The organism is Advenella sp. EE-W14 (assembly GCF_012923605.1).
Lineage (GTDB): Bacteria > Pseudomonadota > Gammaproteobacteria > Burkholderiales > Burkholderiaceae_B > Advenella > Advenella alkanexedens.
In genome coordinates, this window is the sequence record NZ_JAAVNG010000007.1 from 1 (window position 1) to 16,514 (window position 16,514).

General features: G+C 57.5%; 17 protein-coding genes, 2 pseudogenes and 1 riboswitch. Of the genes and pseudogenes, 15 read left to right on the forward strand and 4 right to left on the reverse strand.

Features of this window, described 5'->3' with window-relative positions; all coding sequences use genetic code 11:
- Positions 1 to 274 precede the first annotated feature (274 nt).
- Positions 275 to 394: pseudogene (locus tag HCX92_RS04100) on the forward strand (integrase); the annotation flags it as partial.
- Between the two features lie 48 nt (positions 395 to 442).
- Here HCX92_RS04100 and istB read toward each other — a convergent pair.
- Together istB and istA are read right to left on the reverse strand one after the other, a co-directional pair.
- A complete protein-coding gene (istB, locus tag HCX92_RS04105) occupies positions 443 to 1,237 on the reverse strand; it encodes an IS21-like element helper ATPase IstB (protein ID WP_169293667.1) in 795 nt (264 codons plus the stop codon).
- On the reverse strand, positions 1,224 to 2,258 hold the full coding sequence (gene istA, locus HCX92_RS04110) for an IS21 family transposase (RefSeq protein ID WP_169293668.1): 1,035 nt from the start codon (positions 2,256 to 2,258) through the stop codon (positions 1,224 to 1,226). The genes istB and istA overlap by 14 nt, the downstream gene beginning before the upstream one ends.
- 382 nt (positions 2,259 to 2,640) lie before the next feature.
- On the opposite strand from istA, the gene HCX92_RS04115 reads away from it, so the two are divergent.
- From HCX92_RS04115 to HCX92_RS04160, 9 genes and pseudogenes are all read left to right on the forward strand, one after another.
- Positions 2,641 to 3,396 (forward strand): DUF2285 domain-containing protein, encoded by a 756-nt coding sequence (locus HCX92_RS04115; protein WP_169293669.1) that lies wholly within the window; start codon positions 2,641 to 2,643, stop codon positions 3,394 to 3,396.
- 125 nt (positions 3,397 to 3,521) lie between these two features.
- Positions 3,522 to 3,818: an AlpA family transcriptional regulator gene (locus tag HCX92_RS04120; protein ID WP_169293670.1), complete on the forward strand. Its 297-nt coding sequence runs from the start codon at positions 3,522 to 3,524 to the stop codon at positions 3,816 to 3,818.
- A 26-nt stretch (positions 3,819 to 3,844) separates the two neighbouring features.
- Positions 3,845 to 4,711, forward strand: coding sequence for a replication initiator protein A (locus HCX92_RS04125; protein ID WP_371808394.1), 867 nt, complete (start codon positions 3,845 to 3,847; stop codon positions 4,709 to 4,711).
- A gap of 253 nt (positions 4,712 to 4,964) precedes the next feature.
- Positions 4,965 to 5,603, forward strand: a pseudogene (gene parA, locus HCX92_RS04135) (ParA family partition ATPase).
- On the forward strand, positions 5,600 to 5,872 hold the full coding sequence (locus tag HCX92_RS04140; protein ID WP_024110194.1) for a hypothetical protein: 273 nt from the start codon (positions 5,600 to 5,602) through the stop codon (positions 5,870 to 5,872). The pseudogene parA and the gene HCX92_RS04140 overlap by 4 nt, the downstream one beginning before the upstream one ends.
- Positions 5,869 to 6,402 (forward strand): DUF2840 domain-containing protein, encoded by a 534-nt coding sequence (locus tag HCX92_RS04145; protein WP_169293672.1) that lies wholly within the window; start codon positions 5,869 to 5,871, stop codon positions 6,400 to 6,402. The genes HCX92_RS04140 and HCX92_RS04145 overlap by 4 nt, the downstream gene beginning before the upstream one ends.
- Entirely contained in the window at positions 6,399 to 6,998 is a 600-nt protein-coding gene (locus HCX92_RS04150; RefSeq protein WP_169293673.1) for a S26 family signal peptidase, read from the forward strand. Before HCX92_RS04145 ends, HCX92_RS04150 begins: the two co-directional genes overlap by 4 nt.
- A 312-nt stretch (positions 6,999 to 7,310) precedes the next feature.
- Entirely contained in the window at positions 7,311 to 7,460 is a 150-nt protein-coding gene (locus tag HCX92_RS04155) for a hypothetical protein (RefSeq protein ID WP_211182272.1), read from the forward strand.
- Entirely contained in the window at positions 7,447 to 9,405 is a 1,959-nt protein-coding gene (locus HCX92_RS04160; RefSeq protein WP_169293675.1) for a relaxase/mobilization nuclease and DUF3363 domain-containing protein, read from the forward strand. Before HCX92_RS04155 ends, HCX92_RS04160 begins: the two co-directional genes overlap by 14 nt.
- 50 nt (positions 9,406 to 9,455) lie before the next feature.
- Here HCX92_RS04160 and ribB read toward each other — a convergent pair whose 3' ends face one another.
- Both ribB and HCX92_RS04170 read right to left on the reverse strand, forming a co-directional pair.
- Complete coding sequence (gene ribB, locus HCX92_RS04165) at positions 9,456 to 10,112, reverse strand: 3,4-dihydroxy-2-butanone-4-phosphate synthase (protein ID WP_169293676.1); 657 nt, start codon at positions 10,110 to 10,112, stop codon at positions 9,456 to 9,458.
- A 96-nt stretch (positions 10,113 to 10,208) separates the two neighbouring features.
- Positions 10,209 to 10,353: riboswitch (FMN riboswitch) on the reverse strand.
- Between the two features lie 101 nt (positions 10,354 to 10,454).
- On the reverse strand, positions 10,455 to 11,255 hold the full coding sequence (locus HCX92_RS04170; protein WP_371808389.1) for a LuxR family transcriptional regulator: 801 nt from the start codon (positions 11,253 to 11,255) through the stop codon (positions 10,455 to 10,457).
- Between the two features lie 77 nt (positions 11,256 to 11,332).
- Here HCX92_RS04170 and HCX92_RS04175 point away from each other — a divergent pair, with 77 nt between their 5' ends.
- The 5 genes from HCX92_RS04175 to HCX92_RS04195 all read left to right on the forward strand — a co-directional run bounded on the left by HCX92_RS04175 (position 11,333) and on the right by HCX92_RS04195 (position 16,442).
- Positions 11,333 to 11,752 carry a DUF4902 domain-containing protein gene (locus HCX92_RS04175; RefSeq protein WP_169293677.1) on the forward strand — a complete coding sequence of 140 codons (420 nt, stop codon included), beginning with the start codon at positions 11,333 to 11,335 and terminating at the stop codon, positions 11,750 to 11,752.
- A gap of 83 nt (positions 11,753 to 11,835) precedes the next feature.
- Entirely contained in the window at positions 11,836 to 12,420 is a 585-nt protein-coding gene (locus tag HCX92_RS04180) for an acyl-homoserine-lactone synthase (protein WP_169293678.1), read from the forward strand.
- A gap of 10 nt (positions 12,421 to 12,430) precedes the next feature.
- The gene (locus tag HCX92_RS04185; protein WP_169293679.1) at positions 12,431 to 14,128 is read left to right on the forward strand and encodes an S-ribosylhomocysteine lyase; all 1,698 of its coding nucleotides are present in this window, start codon (positions 12,431 to 12,433) and stop codon (positions 14,126 to 14,128) included.
- Positions 14,125 to 15,246, forward strand: a complete 1,122-nt coding sequence (locus HCX92_RS04190; protein WP_169293680.1) for a sedoheptulose 7-phosphate cyclase — start codon at positions 14,125 to 14,127, stop codon at positions 15,244 to 15,246. Before HCX92_RS04185 ends, HCX92_RS04190 begins: the two co-directional genes overlap by 4 nt.
- On the forward strand, positions 15,243 to 16,442 hold the full coding sequence (locus HCX92_RS04195; RefSeq protein ID WP_169293681.1) for an MFS transporter: 1,200 nt from the start codon (positions 15,243 to 15,245) through the stop codon (positions 16,440 to 16,442). The genes HCX92_RS04190 and HCX92_RS04195 overlap by 4 nt, the downstream gene beginning before the upstream one ends.
- Positions 16,443 to 16,514 lie beyond the last annotated feature (72 nt).

The following is a 16,514-nucleotide window of genomic DNA, read 5'->3' on the forward strand; positions in this document are numbered from 1 at the left end:
TCGCGCCGATGATAGTGGATGGACATCCGTGAAAGTAGGTCATCGTCAGGCTCTTTATTACGAAAAACCCCTTCAGCACTACTGAAGGGGTTTTTTTATTTCACCATGACTCCAGCCCGGTACTTCGCTGGACTGCGCCAAGACTAGATACAGCAGGTTTATCAATAACTTAGGCGAGTTCATCATATGCCGGTGCTTTCTGAAACTTGACCCGGTTTCCTCTCTGCTGGCCCCTAGAAGGCTCCTGGGAACCGGGTCTTTCCGAGGAGTCATCATGGCAAAAATCAAGCTCACCAAGTCCGCTGTCGATGCGGCACACCCCCAGGCGCAGGCCGTCGAACTCCGGGATACGCTGGTGCCCGGCTTCTTGTGCAAGATTACCCCGTCGGGCCGCTGTCAACGGTAATTGAATTTTGACCCCCTTTTTGCTTAAATCGGCAATCTAAATTTGACCCCCACGTTCTAGAATTTCACTCATTACTGGTGCAATTCCAATTCTCTTTTTATCTTTTAAGCGATAGCTATCCCCCCGTATTTGAATGACATGACAGTGATGCAGTAAGCGGTCTAGCATGGCTGCGGTAAGCGTTGCATCATTGGCAAATGCGGTTGACCATTGGCTAAAGGGCAGATTGCTGGTCAACAAGACACTGCCGCGCTCATACCGTTTTGCAATCACGTTAAAGAAAAGGTTGGCTTCTTCCCGTCCGAACGGCAAATAGCCAATTTCATCAATGATCAGCAGTTTGGATGTCATCACAGTACGTTGCAAATAATCTTTAAGCTTTCCTTGCTTGTTGGCGATACAAAGCTGCATCATGAGATCGGCGGCAGTTACAAAACGAACTTTGATACCCGCCATAATGGCGCGATAGCCCAAAGCAATGCCCAGGTGGGTTTTTCCTGTCCCGCTAGGGCCAAGCATAACCACGTTCTCACAGCGTTCGATAAAGCTTAATCCTGCCAGCTCGGTTAACTGTGCTTTGGGCGCTCCACTGGCAAAGTTAAAGTCGTATTCTTCTAATGTTTTCACGGCTGGCAGCCCTGCAAAGCGCAATAGTGTCGTTACTTTACGTTGTGTTTTGGCGGCAATTTCTTCGGCCAGTAATTGCTCAACAAAGTCAGCGTAACTGCCTTCTTTCTCAACGACTCGTTGGGCGATCCCCGGCCAGCTAGTCGGGACAGCGCTTAAATTCAACTGCTCGCAAGCATCATTGATGCGTTCAGATTGCAGCATATTGCACCTGCATGTATTGATCGTAAATACTGAGTGGATGCTGCAGGCTTTCAACAGGGATGGGTTGACCAGCCGTTGCGTTTAGATACTTTATTTGAACACTGCCGGTCTTTATCGGCAACGGCAACAAGCATTCTTGCTCCATCTTAAGTTCTTGATTGGGAATTTTACCGGTAGTGCCATGAACACGGTTATTCGCCACATTAACCAGCCAGGAGCCAATATAGGCATTGGCTGTCTGGACATCCAGCTGCAGATGGGCTGAACGCAGGGTTGCTTGCAAGGGCACGACAAAGCTGGATTTCAAATAGCGGTTAAAGCGCTCTACCTTGCCTTTGGTCTTTGCGCGATAAGGTCGACAAACGCGGGCTTTAAAACTGTACTCCTTAGCCAAAGAAAGTAACTGTGGATTCCAGCGGTGGTTACCTTGGGCGTAAGCATCTCGTTCAATCATGATGGTTTTAGCATTATCAAATAATATTTCACTGGGTACGCCACCAAAAAACTCAAAGCTTCTTTCCAAGCCGTCGATCCATGCTTCTGTACGTTCATGGTTATAAAAGTAGACATAACTTGCACGTGAATGACCCAATGTCGCAACAAAGGCTTTGAGCGCATCAGGACCTCGACGAATAATGGTGAAGTCAACCTGCATTTGCTGCCCAGGTTCTGTCTCAAAACGGACCACTGGGTCAGGGTATGCCTTTGGTTTAAACTGCGACATATAGTTACTGAGCGTACGAATCTTACCTTGATAACCACGCTCGATAATCTCTCGATAAATGACGGCAGCAGGAATCCAATCAGGATGTGCCGCCTGGATACGCGATTGAATGTATTGTTGGTAGGGATCCAACTTACCCACGCATTTGGCACGCTGCTTGTAACTGGGTGCCTCATCACAAGCGAGGTATTTTTTTACCGTGTTGCGTGCTAGCCCTGTTTCTTTTGCAATGGCTTTTATCGCCAGGCCTTGCTGTTTAAGTACTTTAATGGTCACCGCCATCTCCTGAGTTAACAATGATCACCACCCTCGAAAAAAAGGGGGCATTTTACTTCAGGGGTCAATTTTCAATTGCCGATGGGGGTCATTATTACATTGCCGATAACAACGTTGGTAATCTGAATCACCACTCTTGCGCCAAGGCGGTGCAGTCCTGACCGAAAAGGACATGATGCACCTCGCCGCTTGCGGCAGGGTATCCAATGCTGCGCCCCATTTCCGGACTGCGCGGCCGTCGCATTCGGACAATCCTTGTAAGGCTTCGGAGCAAATCAGTCTTGACACTTCTCGTTACAGCTTGAGTCTATCCCTTTGCTGGCAGCGCGTTGAGGTTTTGATGACGTAACTCCCGTGCACCGACAACCATGGCGACGATCTCTGCCCAACAGGAGGTTGCGTCATGACTGATCGAAGCGCCGAACCTTGGTACCCCACTGCCGCATATCTCTACGTGCTGCACCTGGATGACCTGGCACTGGCCTGGGAGTATTTACGCCGGCACCCCGATTACCGCCGTGACTGGCTACGCCGTCACCGCCAGCCGGAGACTGCCCACACCTGGGGATTGCGTATGCTGGAAGACCCAGCCTTGGATGCGCGTGACGCGCATCCGGTCTGGTTTTCCGGCCATCCTTGCACGGCGCAACTTCACCCGGACATCGATCCGCCACCAAATGCCGTCGCGTTCGAGCTGTGGCGCATTCCCGGTCAAAAGCACCTGGTCCACGATGGCCGACGCCTGATGCTCGCCACGCGCTGGCCCGGCTGCTGCCTGCGCCTGACGCTGGCGCCAAGCCTGGAGGATGGCATGGCCTACGTCTACGCCATCCGCGCGTGCGACATGCCTTGCGCGCGCCATTGCATGCTCCGGGCCGAACTGGACAAGCTGGCCGTGGCCCCCGAAGGCACGCCTGCGGCTGTGGTTCGGCCCCGGCCTGCGCCAACTGCGTTACAGGAGCTGCATACCTTGCAGGCGCTCGACGCCAACTTGGCAGGGGCGTCCTTGCGTGAAGTCGCCGAGGGGCTGTTCGGCACCGATGCCGTGGTCAAAGGCTGGTATGCCGATGGCGGCCTGCGGTCGCGCGTGCGGCGCCTAGTACGACGCGGCCTGACACTGATGCGTGGCGGATACCGGCGTCTGGCGCAACTCCAATGAATTGAGCAGGGTCGTTTTGCATCCCCTGCAAAACGACCCTCAACGGGAAGCCTCCCTTTCTTGAGACTGCCTCCATCTGGCCGCGCGGTGCGGCTGGACTGTCCTGACCGATGGAGGCTTACCCGATGCGACCCGCTCCCTTGCGGCCTGCTGCCGCGCACACCACACAGCAGCAACCCGCTGCTGCTACACAACCCCAACGCTACCTGACGAACGACGAGGCCGCCGAATATCTGCGCTTGTCGCCGCGCACGCTGGAGAAACAGCGCGTGATCGGTGGCGGACCGAAGTTCCGCAAGTTCGGCCGTCGCGTCATGTACGCGGTGGCCGACCTCGACGCCTGGGCCGACCAGCGCAGCTTCGAGGCCACGTCCGATCCCGAATACGCCGAGCACCACTCGGCCGACAGCCGTGCGCGCTGATCGGCGCTTCGCCGGTGGCCATCACCTTGCCCAGCCCATCGCTGCCACCCCGATCATCGGGGCAGCGATCGATGCAGGAGCGGGAACAGCTCGACTTGTTCCGCGCGCTGCCGGGCGACATGGCGCCGCGCGACAGCCAGGATTTGATGGCCTTTCCGTTCTTCTCGCTGGCGAAGTCGAAACGCGTCCAGCCGATCGACTTCCGCGCCGGCGGCGTGACGATCCGCGTGGAGGGGACGCAGGAGCATGGCATCGCCACGATCTGGGATGCCGACATCCTGATCTGGGCAGCCAGCCAGATCGTGGAAGCGCGCGACGCGGGCATTCGCCCGTCGCGCCTCATGCGCGCCACGCCCTACGAGATCCTGCGCTTCATCGGACGCGGTACGTCGCTGCGCGACTACCAGCGCCTCAAGGCCGCCTTGGATCGGCTGCAATCAACCACGGTGGCCACCTCCATCCGCGAGACGACTGGACGGCGCCTACATCGTTTCTCGTGGATCAACGAATGGAGGGAGCTGGCCGACGCCCGCGGTACGCCGCTGGGCATCGAGCTGATCCTGCCGGATTGGTTCTACGCGGGTGTGTTGGACGCGGCGCTGGTGCTGACCATCGACCCGGCCTATTTCAAGCTCACGGGTGGCATCGAGCGCTGGCTGTACCGCCTGGTGCGCAAGCACGGCGGCAAGCAGCCGGGCGGTTGGCAGTTCGACTTCAAACATCTGCACCGCAAGTCGGGCAGCACAGCGAAGCCCTACGACTTCGCCTGCGACCTGCGCGCGCTGGTGGCGCGGCAGTCGATGCCGGGCTACATCCTGGGCATCGAGCGGATGCCGGACGACGGAGCCGAACTGCTAACCTTCCGGCCCGTGCTGCGGACGGCACGGGGATAACTCGGGGAAAAGCTGTGAATGGCCTCGTGCTATCAGGCGTGCCGGGTATCGTGCTATCGGGCGTGTCCATATCGTGCTATCAGGCGTGCGAAACCGCCAAAAACCCAATAACGGCGCGGGTTCCCGGCCCCTCTAACTTCCCTAACTTAAATTCTTTAACTTTTAATAGAAGCGCGCCATTTCGGTGGATAAGCACCAAACGGCACGGTGCACAGCGAAGAAAACCCGGCTTTCCAGAAAGGAGGGCCGTGCCATGATCATCGCTTTACTGAACCAGAAAGGCGGTGTGGGCAAGACCACGCTCGCCACGCACATCGCTGGCGAGCTGACAATGCGCGGCCAGCAAGTCGTTCTGCTGGACGCCGATCCGCAAGGCTCGGCACTGGACTGAACCCAGCGGCGCGCCCAACAGGGCTTGCCGCGCTTATTCAGCGCCGTGGGCCTCGCACGCGAGACGTTGCACCAGGAAGCGCCCGAGCTGGCACGCCGGGCCGATCACGTCGTCATCGACGGCCCGCCGCGTATCGCGGCCCTGGCGCGCTCCGCGTTGCTGGCAGCCGAGCGCGTGCTGATCCCGGTGCAGCCAAGCCCCTACGATCTGTGGGCGTCCGCCGAAATGGTGGCGCTGATCCGCGAAGCGCAGGTGTTCCGACCGACGCTGCGCGCAGCCTTCGCCATCAATCGGCGCGTTAGTACGACCATCATTGGCCGTGAAGCGCGCCAAGCGTTGGCCGACCAGCCGCTGCCCGCGCTGCGTTCGGAGGTGCATCAGCGCATCGTCTTCGCCGACAGCGTAGCTGCCGGTCGGCTCGCCCGCGAAACGGCACCTGACAGCGCTGCCGCGCGCGAGATCGCCGCGCTGGTCGATGAACTGCTGCGGTGGCCGACATGACCACGGAACGATCTACGCGCGGCAAGCGCGTCGGCATCGGAGTACGGCCACCAGCGAACCCGCACGCTGAGGCGTGGGTTCGCCAGGGCGAAGCCGATGCCTTGCAAAAAGGCGACCTCTACACCGCGCGCCTGACCCTCGACATCACGCCCGCGATGCGGGCACGCATCAAGGTGTCGGCCTTCACGCAGGGCGTGACGGTGGCCGAACTGCTGCGCGCATTGCTGGAACGCGAATTCCCGGACGTATCCACGGAGAGAACACCATGAACACTCACGCCTTGCCAGGCACGGTTGCACCACCGACTTCACTCGCTGAACTCGTTGGCCGAGCTGGTACCGCACCTTTGACCCGCGTTTCGCTGGCCTACCTAGAGGCGCGCATCGACATCTATCTGCGCTTCGGCGAACCGGCGCGCACCACTCGGCTTGACCGCTGGCGGCGCGTCGCGATGTTCCTGCCGGGCGCCGTGTTCTGTCGCATTCGCTGGCACGCCAACGACTACGGCACCGTGCGCTGGCAGCTCATGGTGATGCAGGCTTGCACGCCGCTGGACGCGGCGCAACGCATTCCCGGTGTGCTGCCCGGCGCGCGCCTGCTGCTGCACGCCGAGGGCGAGCCCGCCGTGCGCTCTGTTCTGGCGCAATTCGACGCCATCGAGGCGCAAGGCATCGCATCCGCCGATGTGGCGCCCGCATACTGGTGCACGCTCGGCAATCGTCTCTCTGCGCGCCTGCCGCTGCCAGCGTACACAGCCAAGCGGCATGCCGCCTGGCTGGCCGGGAGGGCGCTGTCATGACGATGCTTTCCACATCCGCCAACACCACGGGAACGGCGCCGCATTCTCGCCCGCTCGGGCGCGTTCGCATCGTCGTGGCGACACTGGCCGCCATAGGCTTCGCTGCGCTGGCCTGGGCGTCTTTCGTGTCACCACTGCCGCGCCTGACCTACAACCCGTCCGACAGCGTAGCGGTCGGCTGGTATCGCGTCGATCCGCTCGACCACCGGGCCGGGTCGCTGCCAAGTCTGTTGTCCGTGAACAGCATCGTGCTGGTCCCGCTACCGGCCGAGGCCGTCACATTGGCCGCGCAGCGCGGCTACCTGCCGACGCGCGTTCCGTTGCTCAAGCGCGTGGGCGCGATTGCACCGCAGGAAGTGTGCGTCGCTGGTGGCATCGTCCGCATCGACGGCGTGCCTTCGGCTGCCGTGCTGCGCGCCGACCGGCTGGGCCGTCCGCTGCCGTCGTGGCAGCAGTGCCGCCGCCTCGCACCGGGCGAGCTGTTCCTGTTGAGCGTGACGAACGCAGCATCGTTCGACAGCCGGTATTTCGGCCCAGTCAGCGCATCCACCGTGATCGGTGTTGCGCATCCGGTCTGGCAGGAGACACGTCCATGATGGCCGCCGATTCACTGCACATTTCCGTGCTCCTCATCGTGCCATCTGACGTGTCGTTTCACTGTTCGTCGCCGTGTCGTTGCGCGTGCAGTGCGTGTGCATTTGCACATCACTTCGCGCAGCCTCCGGCACCGACTTCCTACGTGCAGATGTCTTGCCTCGAACACGCCTGGCCGGTGGCCGTGGCCATGTTCGCCGGCGGGCGGGCTGCTGGCAGCACAGCGCCGCCGGGCCGCCGACGCCCAGAGCGAAAGCGAGGGGCAAAGGCGAAAGGCAAGATAAAAGGTCGCGGCACTCAGCCGCTTGAAAACCTTGTCTGCACGTGGGGGTGGCGCGGCACGCGCCTGGGAGCGGCAGCGTGCTGCGAGAGTGCGCAACGCCGCATCGGCATTGGCGAGAGCGCGTGCTTCGCCCGCTCGGCTGCGCTGGCCTTGGATAGAGGCACAGCATGAACAACCATGACGATGAGCGGTTCCGCGTACGGCCTGGCGCGCCGAAGCAGCGTGGCGATGCTTTCATCAACAAGGTGCTGCGCCAGACCAACAAGGCTGGCGCCAAGCTCGGCAAGACGGTCGGTAAAGTCGGCCATCGGCCCGGTTCCAGGCTGGGGCGCGGCCACGTTGCAGCCCGCTTCGCCGGGGCTTCGCTCACACCCAACGCCTGGCGTGTCACGATCAAGGCGCGGCTGGTCAATTTGTCCAAGGCCGGGCTGCGTTCGACTGCGACGCACCTGCGCTACATCGAACGCGAAGGGGTGGATCGCCAGGGCGGTCCGGGCCGCGCCTATGGCCCAACGACCGACGCGGTGGATACTGCCGCTTTCGAGGAACGCGGGCGCGAGGATCGGCACCAGTTCCGTTTCATCGTTTCGCCGGAAGACACCGAAAAGCTCGACGACCTGCGCACCTACACCCGGCACCTGATGGCGCGCATGGAAGCCGACCTGGGCACTCGGCTGGACTGGGTGGCGGTAGATCACTGGAACACCGACAACCCGCATACGCACGTTGTCCTGCGCGGCAAGGACGACACGAGTAAGGACCTCATCATTTCTCGCGACTACATCAGCGATGGGATGCGCAATCGGGCGGCCGAACTGGCAACTGAATGGCTGGGGCCGCGCACCGAATTGGAAATCCAGCGCGCCATGCAGCGCGAAGTCGACCAGGAGCGGTGGACGGGGTTGGATCGCACCTTGCAGCGCTTGACCGTGGACGGTCTTGTGGGTCCGGAGGCGCTGGCCGAGCCTCGGCAGCAACGCCAACGGCAAATGCTGATCGGCCGCTTGCAGCGCTTGCAGCGCATGGGCTTGGCGAGTGAGCAGCAGCTTGGCACATGGGGCATCCATGCCGATGCCGAATCCAAGCTGCGGGCCATGGGCGAGCGTGGTGACATCATCCGCACCATGCAGCGCGCCATGAGCGGAAAGCAGCGCGAACTGGCGGTGTTCCAGCCCGGTGAGGATGGCCGCGCCATCGTCGGCCGGGTGGTCGGCAAAGGTCTGGCCGACGAGCTGCATGACAAGGGTTATCTGGTCATCGACGGGACCGACGGCAAAGCGCACTACGTCGCGCTGCCACCGCGATCGGAATTGGGGCAGTACCCGACCGGCGCCGTGGTGGAGGTGAAAGGCTCGGCCGACGTGCGCGTGGCCGACCGGAACATCACCGCGCTGACCGTTGATGGCGTGTACCGCTCCGATCATCATTTGGCCGTCGCGCAAGGTCAGGCCACGCCCGACCGCGACCCACGGGAGGTGGTGGTGGCACACGTGCGAAGGCTCGAAGCTCTGCGCCGCGCCGGCATTGTGGGGCGCGAGGCCGAAGGCGTCTGGCGCGTACCCGATAACTTGGCCGAGCGGGGCCGGCAGTATGACGCGCAGCGCCTGGGAGGCGGCGTAGCGGTGGAACTGAAATCGCACCTGCCCATCGAGCGGCAGACCCGCGTAATCGGCGCGACTTGGCTGGATCAGCAGTTGATCGGCAGTGGCAAGGGGCTGGGGGACTTGGGGTTTGGCGCCGAGGTCAAGGATGCGCTTCGCCAGCGTGGCGACTTCCTGATCGAACAGGGGCTGGCCGAGCGGCGAGGCCAGCGTGTGATCCTGGCGCGCGATCTATTGGCGACGCTGCGCTGGCGCGAGCTGGCAAAGGCTGCGCAGGAGATAGCGGCAGAAACGGGCTTGGAGCACCGGCCGGTGTCCGATGGGCAGCGCGTGACCGGCATCTATCGCCGCAATGTAATGCTCGCCGGTGGGCGCTACACCATGCTCGATGACGGCATGGGGTTCTCGCTGGTGCCGTGGAAGCCCGTGATTGAGCGGCATTTTGGGCAAACCGTGACAGCGGTGATGCGGATAAATGGCGTGTCCTGGGAACTTGGGGGGCAACGCGGGCTCGCACTTGGATAAGCTACAAAACTGTTGCGTCTAGTCCAGACCAGGACACGTACTCTACGTAATCAGAACCCTTCTTGAAATCTCAAATGGATCAGCTCGCCGATCGTAATGACAGGAAAACCGTGTTTCAGAGAAAATTGACGAATATCCTCACCCTTGGCCATCGTACCGTCTGGGTTCATGAGTTCGCATAACACCGCAGCAGGATTAAGCCCGGCGGATCGGGCTAGATCAACAGCGCCCTCCGTGTGGCCGCGTCTACCCAATACACCATCATCATGAGCACACAACGGAAACACATGACCAGGGCGCACCAAATCGTTGGGGGTTGCGTTGTCGGCAACTGCCGCCCTGATGGTCGTAACTCGATCCGCAGCGGACACACCAGTGGTGACACCGTGACGCGCCTCGATTGACACTGTAAATGCGGTGCTGAATCTGCTCTCATTCTGCGTGACCATGGGAGGAAGCTGGAGTCGCTTGGCAACGTTCTTTGTCAGGCAGAGACAAACGATTCCGCTGCATTCCCGGATCAGGAGAGCCATGGTTGACACCGTAAGTTTCTCGGCGGCCACAATGAGATCGGCCTCGTTCTCCCTATCAGCATCGTCCATCAGAATCACCGGGCGCCCAATGCGCATAGCATGAAGAGCATCCTTCATACGCTGACTGGCATCCGTAAGAGCAGAAAAATTGGAGGGAAATGATTGAACAAGCATGAAACGCTCCTCGCAAAGAATAAAGTGACGAAAAACGTTTCAGGGCAAACGTAAACACCCGCAGCGGGCGCCAATTTCTTGGAACTCGCACGGGTATCACATCTTCTCTCATCCGGACTATAACCGTCGGCCTTGGCTTTGCACCAAATCTGCTGACCTTACGAAACCGCAAGCGCTCGCGGGCTTGTCCATAAATGAACTTACCGCCGGTGGGGAGTTTCGCCCCGCCCTGAAGACGTGACCATAGTGTAGCATGTGAGCATGTCATCCGAAAAGCATCCCCTTCAGACGTGAAGTGACCATCCAATCTCGGAGTTCGGCTTTGTCTCGGAGTCGCGAGGCTCAATACAACAAGCCCACCATCGCCGCACGAATGACAGCAGCAGTCTTGTTGACCGCATTCAGTTTGACCATCGCATTCGCAATATGGAAGTTGACCGTTCGCTCGGTGATGTCAAGAATGCTGGAAATTTCGCCCGACGTCTTTCCTTCCGCTGTCCAGCGCAACACCATGATTTCGCGCTCGGTGAGTTGAATCGTGGATTCCCGCATCACTTTTGGGGTGAGGAGTTTTGACATTCCCAAGTGCGCAATCTGGGCGAGCCAAGCCATCTTGAAGCCTTTGTCGCGTAGTTCGGAAGCGGATAGCGGTTCGCCGGAGCGGGCGAGTGTTAGCATTCCAATTGTTCCGCTCGCATCGCGACTGGACTGCGCCCAACCAAATCTCAGCCCAAACGAGTAGACCTCCTCCCAAAATTCACGAAACGGAACGGAAAGGTCATTTGACCAGATGACGGGTTGCATGGAACGTATGCCGTGTTGTACCGTCGGGTCAATATCGAGGTAGTTGCGTTCCGCGTACCGGAGTTGCCAAGCCGCCGGATAGTTGTTGAACATCACGGTTTTCGGACATGAAATAGGAAGGGGTGTGCGCATACCATAGGCGCAATGCTCGAAGCCCAAGTCGCGGGCTACTTCTGCGAGCACATCAAACAATTTATTCTCGCAGTGGATGGAGTGCAGCTTTGATAGCTGATCTTCCTGCCAGGCTTCCACGAATGCTCCGTTGAAAAAGACCTCGATTTCTTTGTCACAATGCCGCAAATACTTTGGTTGCCACAATACAACTGTCAGACTTGACACTGTTGTTCGGCAATCCTGTCATGTACCGTAATCACTGTCAGACTCTTGCGGATATGCCATGAAGGATCGACAAGCAGATGCCGGAATCCCGTACCAAGCCCCCTCCGATAACCCTCTCCGCTGACGGTTATGTGCGCCTAACGCTGGATACATTGCTGACTATTCAGTTTTTCCATTCGATATCAGGTGTGTACGAAGACGCTGTATTTTCTGCCGGTGAAGGGGCGCGGTTCTCAATCACTTACGGCTACACCGAGTGGATTAGCGCGACGAAACCGTTGCTCAGTCTAGGATGGGACTGGCAGCTCGGGGGGACACAAGCCACCCTTCAGTACTCGTACTGGCGGGTAGGCAGCCATTATAGCAACGTCATGCTTGTCGATGAGCAATTGCGCGACTTGGGAGCCCCCACAACTGCGGCCTTGCTTGAATCCTTAATCGACCTAATGCGCTGGCAGACAGAGGTTGACGAGCATATCGTCGCCCGCTATGCGTAGCAACCTGTCAAAGTTACCAGTTACGTAATTTCCAGTGGCACAGTCCAATCCCCCTGATCTTATCGTCATTGCTTGGGGGGTATATGTTTGTCATTTCTGGCGCACCGCGAACACTTCCGCGGGGCCTGTACTCGAAGGTCGCTCACTACCGCCACAAGGTATTTATAGAACAACTCGGCTGGCAGCTTCCAACCCTCGGGGAGGGAGAGCAGGATCAGTTTGACCGATCGGATACTGTCTACGTGGTGGCACAAGATGAAGATGGGCACATCTTCGGATGCGCTCGGTTACTCCCTACCACCCGCCCCTATCTTCTCAGCGACGTCTTTCCCCAGCTTCTCAATGGGCTACCCCACCCATGCTCGCCTGACATCTGGGAGCTTTCCCGCTTCGCGTCAGTGGACTTCAACTCCAAGATGACATCGCCATTGGGCCAATATTCGTCATCTATAGCTATCCAGTTGCTCAGGGAATCGATCGCATGCGCAGCAGAACACGGTGCAAGACGATTGATTACTGTATCTCCGATTGGGATTGAACGACTCTTACGTAGAGCAGGTATTCACGCGCATCGAGCCGGCCCGCCAATGGTTGTCGATGGGCACCCGATCGTTGCCTGCTGGATCGAAGTGGCCAGAAATATCGTTCCGGCGCAGCTCGCACCATAGGAAGACAGCGATGTTCAAACTCAGTTACAGCCTAAATAGCGCCGACTTGCTCCCAGTAGAAGAGGTGTGCGACAGCCTCCTTTCCTTTGGCTACTCCGGCGTTGAACTCTCCTTTCAACGCAGTCAATTCGATCCGTTCCAAATATCCGAAACGAGGGTTGGAGAATTGCGCGAGTATTTTGCCCACGCGCGGATTAAGCCGGTATGTATTTCCACCGCGACCACGAAGTTTCTATCCAGTGTTCCGCATGAACCGTCCTTGATAAATATCGATGAGAAAAACCGCGCCCTTCGCAGCACACTGATCGGACAAGGACTCAAGTTGGCCGACATGATCGGAATACCCCTCGTATCGTTCCAAAGCGGATATCTCCGAGATGAACACGCTGGCCTGTCGCGGTCAGCCGTTCTGCAAACCTTAACCGCCGAAATCAAGGCCCTCCTGGCACAAATTCGGGGCACTGTGAACTTGGTAATCGAGCCCGAACCCGGAATGTTTATCGAAACAATCGCGGACGCAAAGGAGTTGATTGGCCTGGTAGACGACGCCAGGTTTGGGCTGCACATGGATATCGGACATGTGTTCTGCTCCGAGGAAGACTACCTCGAAACCATACGTGCGTTTGCCCGCGACGTGAAATACGTTCATATCGCCGATATCCAAGAGGGCTTCAACTTAAAGTACCAGGCCGCATCCACTGCGGATGTTGGAAGACTCCTGGACCGCGAGCCAGACCGCGAAACCGCAACATTATATGACATTGACAATACCGGAATGTATCTGTTTGTTCACGGTTCAAGGCGGATATTTGTCGCATCCGAAAATGCAGCGAATGACGCTGCTCGCCAATACAACGCGGTGGAAGCATTGATCATTGATAAGGCGCATTTGAATGCAAATGAGTCCGTGGCCATAAAGCACGAGATTCTCGCCTACCTGGACTCGATATCCGGCATCGACTACGAAAGAGTATTGCGCGCATATGACGCGGTTGCCAGTCTTCGCCAGGGAAATTCGTCGCAGCCGCCAGTAATTGTGGAAACCGTCTGCAACACCATCAAGGGCAAAGTTCATTATCATGACTTATTCGGCAATGGAAGAATCGATTATGCGAAAACCATTTCCGCGCTCATCACGTCTGAATACACGGGATACTGCACCGTCGAGTTGTATAACCATGCGTCGCTCTGGCGCGATATTGCCCCACGTTCCGCAAAGTTTATTCTCTCTCACGTAATCGGGCACTTCGGCTGGGATGCCTCGTGTTTTGGTCATATCGATCATCGAAAAGTGGTCGCGCCATATATCCGCGTCGCCGATGCCCAAATGGGGCATGAAGGTGGCGTCGCAGTTCTTTACGATCTGCGATTGTGCCAGCCAAATACCGTTGCACTCCCCGCCAATGCGCTCCATACCTTGGAACACTGCCTGCTATGGATTCTGCCTAGTCTTGTACCCGGATTTCTTAGTGTCGCTCCAATGGGTTGTCAGACAGGCCTTTATCTCACGACGGCATTCCCTCTTGAGAGCGGCTTCATGAAAGAAGCGATCATCATCGCACTCAACCAGATCATGGAACTGGAAGAAATTCCGTATCAAAACGAAATCCTCTGCGGCATGGCGAAAAATCATGACTTGCCCGCAGCAAAATCCATCGCGGGCTCCGTCGCGGTGGCGATGACACGCACTTTGGGAAATACGCCATGATTACTATCAAAGGTGAACGAAGCTACTCATATTCAATTACGAGAACAGAGAGCATTTTCGACATCAATAACGATGCCTTGCTCTCCGGGGGCGACGCCTACCCCGGTGCGCGGCGATTCATCATCGTCGACAAGAATGTTTATGACCTGTACGGTTCGAAAATTGAATGCTATTTCGCCGAAAGGGGAGTGACGGCAAACATCAGGCTGGTCGATGCTGGGGATAAGCACAAGTCAGAAACGAACTACATTTCCGTGTTCGGCGACTTATGCCAATATGATCTCAAACGACGTAGTGAGCCGATCATCGCTATTGGGGGCGGCGTGGTAACTGATCTTGCTGGATTTGTTGCCAGCACGTATCGGAGGGGTATTCCTCACCTCAAAGTACCTACCACTCTGATGGGATATATCGACGCTTCCGTGGGCATCAAGACTGGGGTCAACTTCGGAGCATTCAAGAACAGAATGGGGAGCTTCGAAATTCCGGCAGGGGTCATTCTCGACAAGGCGTTTCTGAGGACACTGGACAAGCGGAATCTTGTCAACGGCATCGGGGAGATCATCAAATTGGCTGTCATTCTCGATGCTGATCTCTTTGAGGACATGGAACGCGGAGGGGAATCGCTCGTCTTGAACAAGTTCCAGGACGAGTTGGGTCAAGTCGTCCTCGATAAATCCATTACGGGGATGGTCCGCGAATTGTCTCCCAATCTGTATGAAACAGAGCTGCAGCGGAAAGTGGACTTCGGTCATACCTTCAGTCTGGTCATCGAGTCCGAGTCGGGCTACAAAACCATGCATGGCGAGGCAGTTGCGATTGATATATTGCTGTCCTCATACCTATCCCTTCAGAGGGGAATCCTCTCTATCCGGGAGTTTGAGCGCATTGTCGCCCTGTATGAATCCCTAGGCATCCCGATGTGGAGCAGTCATATCACGCCAGACATGCTCTGGGGCGGGGTCAGTGAAAGAGTAATGCACAGAGATGGAAAGCAGTCGATTCCAATTCCGACAGCCATTGGCGCCTGCGATTTCATCAATGATCTGAGGTGTGATGAGATACGTAGTGCGGTTGAAATTCTCGAAAGAGAATTTGGCAATGAAGTTGTCGCATGAACTCTGACTTCAGATTAGCGCGCATCGCACCGGCAGTGTGGGCTGTATTTTTCTGTTTTGTCGGCATCGGCGCGACGATTAGCGTAATACCCGTCTATGTCAGCGCGCAGCTCGGATTTGGCTCATTCGTTGTCGGAATGGTGGTGGCGTCCCAATACGTAGCGATGCTGCTTGCCCGTCCTGCTGCTGGCAGCACAGTCGACACAAATGGACCAAGAATTGCTCTTCAACGTGGCTTGCTGTTTTTCCTGCTAGCTGGAATCGGCTATCTATTGTCAGCGATGGCCGATGGCGCTTCTATCAAATTGGTTGTACTCATAGTTGCCAGGCTGATACTCGGCATCGCGGAGAGCTATATCGTAACAGGTGCGCTTGGCTGGGCAATAAGACACACTGGCCCCTCCCATGCTGGCAAGGTCATGGCTTGGAACGGCAACGCGATGTATGGAGGCATCGCCGTTGGAGCGCCGCTTGCTGGTCTGCTGAGCGTTTCAGGTAGCTTCGAACCTGTAGCCTGGGTATCGATCTTGTTGGCCATCGTAGGGATATCCATTTCTATTCGTCTGTGTCCATACGGACCAATAGGCGGTATACGCGCGCCATTCCGCCATACGCTACGCTTGGTCGCGCAGCCAGGACTAGGCCTGTTGTTGGCAAGTGTCGGCTACGGGGCAATTCTGGGATTTGTCAATTTGTATTTCCAACATAACGGATGGAGTTCCGGCTTCTTCGCCATTTCCGGCTTTGGGTTCGCCTATGTCGCGGTGAGAGTGTTTTTTGGTGGGCTACCAGACAAATACGGCGGGGTGAAAGTAGCTATCTGGTCATTGATAATCGAGTCAACCGGCCAGGCATTGCTTTACTTCGGTTCAAACGAATTCATGGCATTACTAGGCGCCGCATTAAGTGGAGCCGGGTTCTCTCTCGTCGTACCTGCGTTTGGGGTGGAAGCGGTGCGCCGCGTGTCCCATCAAGACCGCGGCGCGGCCATGGCTGGGTATTTGGCATTCTTCGATCTGGCATTCGGAGCAGCTATACCACTAGCGGGCCTTCTCGCTGATGCATATACGATTGGAGTTGTGTACTTGCTCGGTCTGCTGTGCACGCTTGCTGGTCTGACTATCGCCACCAAGATGAAACCCAGAGAAAATATCCCGTTTATGATCGCCGAACCATCGGACTCGCAGACCAAGTAAATTCCGGCTTTACGAGCATATTTGGGAACGCCATGACCTACTCCATTTTTAGCATACCGGCTGTAGGAGGAA

Coding starts and splice junctions, on each gene's coding strand:
- istB (WP_169293667.1), bottom strand. CDS start 1,237: ATGCTGCAATCTGAACGCATCAATGATGCTTGCGAGCAGTTGAATTTA.
- HCX92_RS04115 (WP_169293669.1), top strand. CDS start 2,641: ATGACTGATCGAAGCGCCGAACCTTGGTACCCCACTGCCGCATATCTC.
- HCX92_RS04120 (WP_169293670.1), top strand. CDS start 3,522: ATGCGACCCGCTCCCTTGCGGCCTGCTGCCGCGCACACCACACAGCAG.
- HCX92_RS04140 (WP_024110194.1), top strand. CDS start 5,600: ATGACCACGGAACGATCTACGCGCGGCAAGCGCGTCGGCATCGGAGTA.
- HCX92_RS04145 (WP_169293672.1), top strand. CDS start 5,869: ATGAACACTCACGCCTTGCCAGGCACGGTTGCACCACCGACTTCACTC.
- HCX92_RS04150 (WP_169293673.1), top strand. CDS start 6,399: ATGACGATGCTTTCCACATCCGCCAACACCACGGGAACGGCGCCGCAT.
- HCX92_RS04160 (WP_169293675.1), top strand. CDS start 7,447: ATGAACAACCATGACGATGAGCGGTTCCGCGTACGGCCTGGCGCGCCG.
- ribB (WP_169293676.1), bottom strand. CDS start 10,112: ATGCTTGTTCAATCATTTCCCTCCAATTTTTCTGCTCTTACGGATGCC.
- HCX92_RS04175 (WP_169293677.1), top strand. CDS start 11,333: ATGCCGGAATCCCGTACCAAGCCCCCTCCGATAACCCTCTCCGCTGAC.
- HCX92_RS04180 (WP_169293678.1), top strand. CDS start 11,836: ATGTTTGTCATTTCTGGCGCACCGCGAACACTTCCGCGGGGCCTGTAC.
- HCX92_RS04185 (WP_169293679.1), top strand. CDS start 12,431: ATGTTCAAACTCAGTTACAGCCTAAATAGCGCCGACTTGCTCCCAGTA.
- HCX92_RS04190 (WP_169293680.1), top strand. CDS start 14,125: ATGATTACTATCAAAGGTGAACGAAGCTACTCATATTCAATTACGAGA.
- HCX92_RS04195 (WP_169293681.1), top strand. CDS start 15,243: ATGAACTCTGACTTCAGATTAGCGCGCATCGCACCGGCAGTGTGGGCT.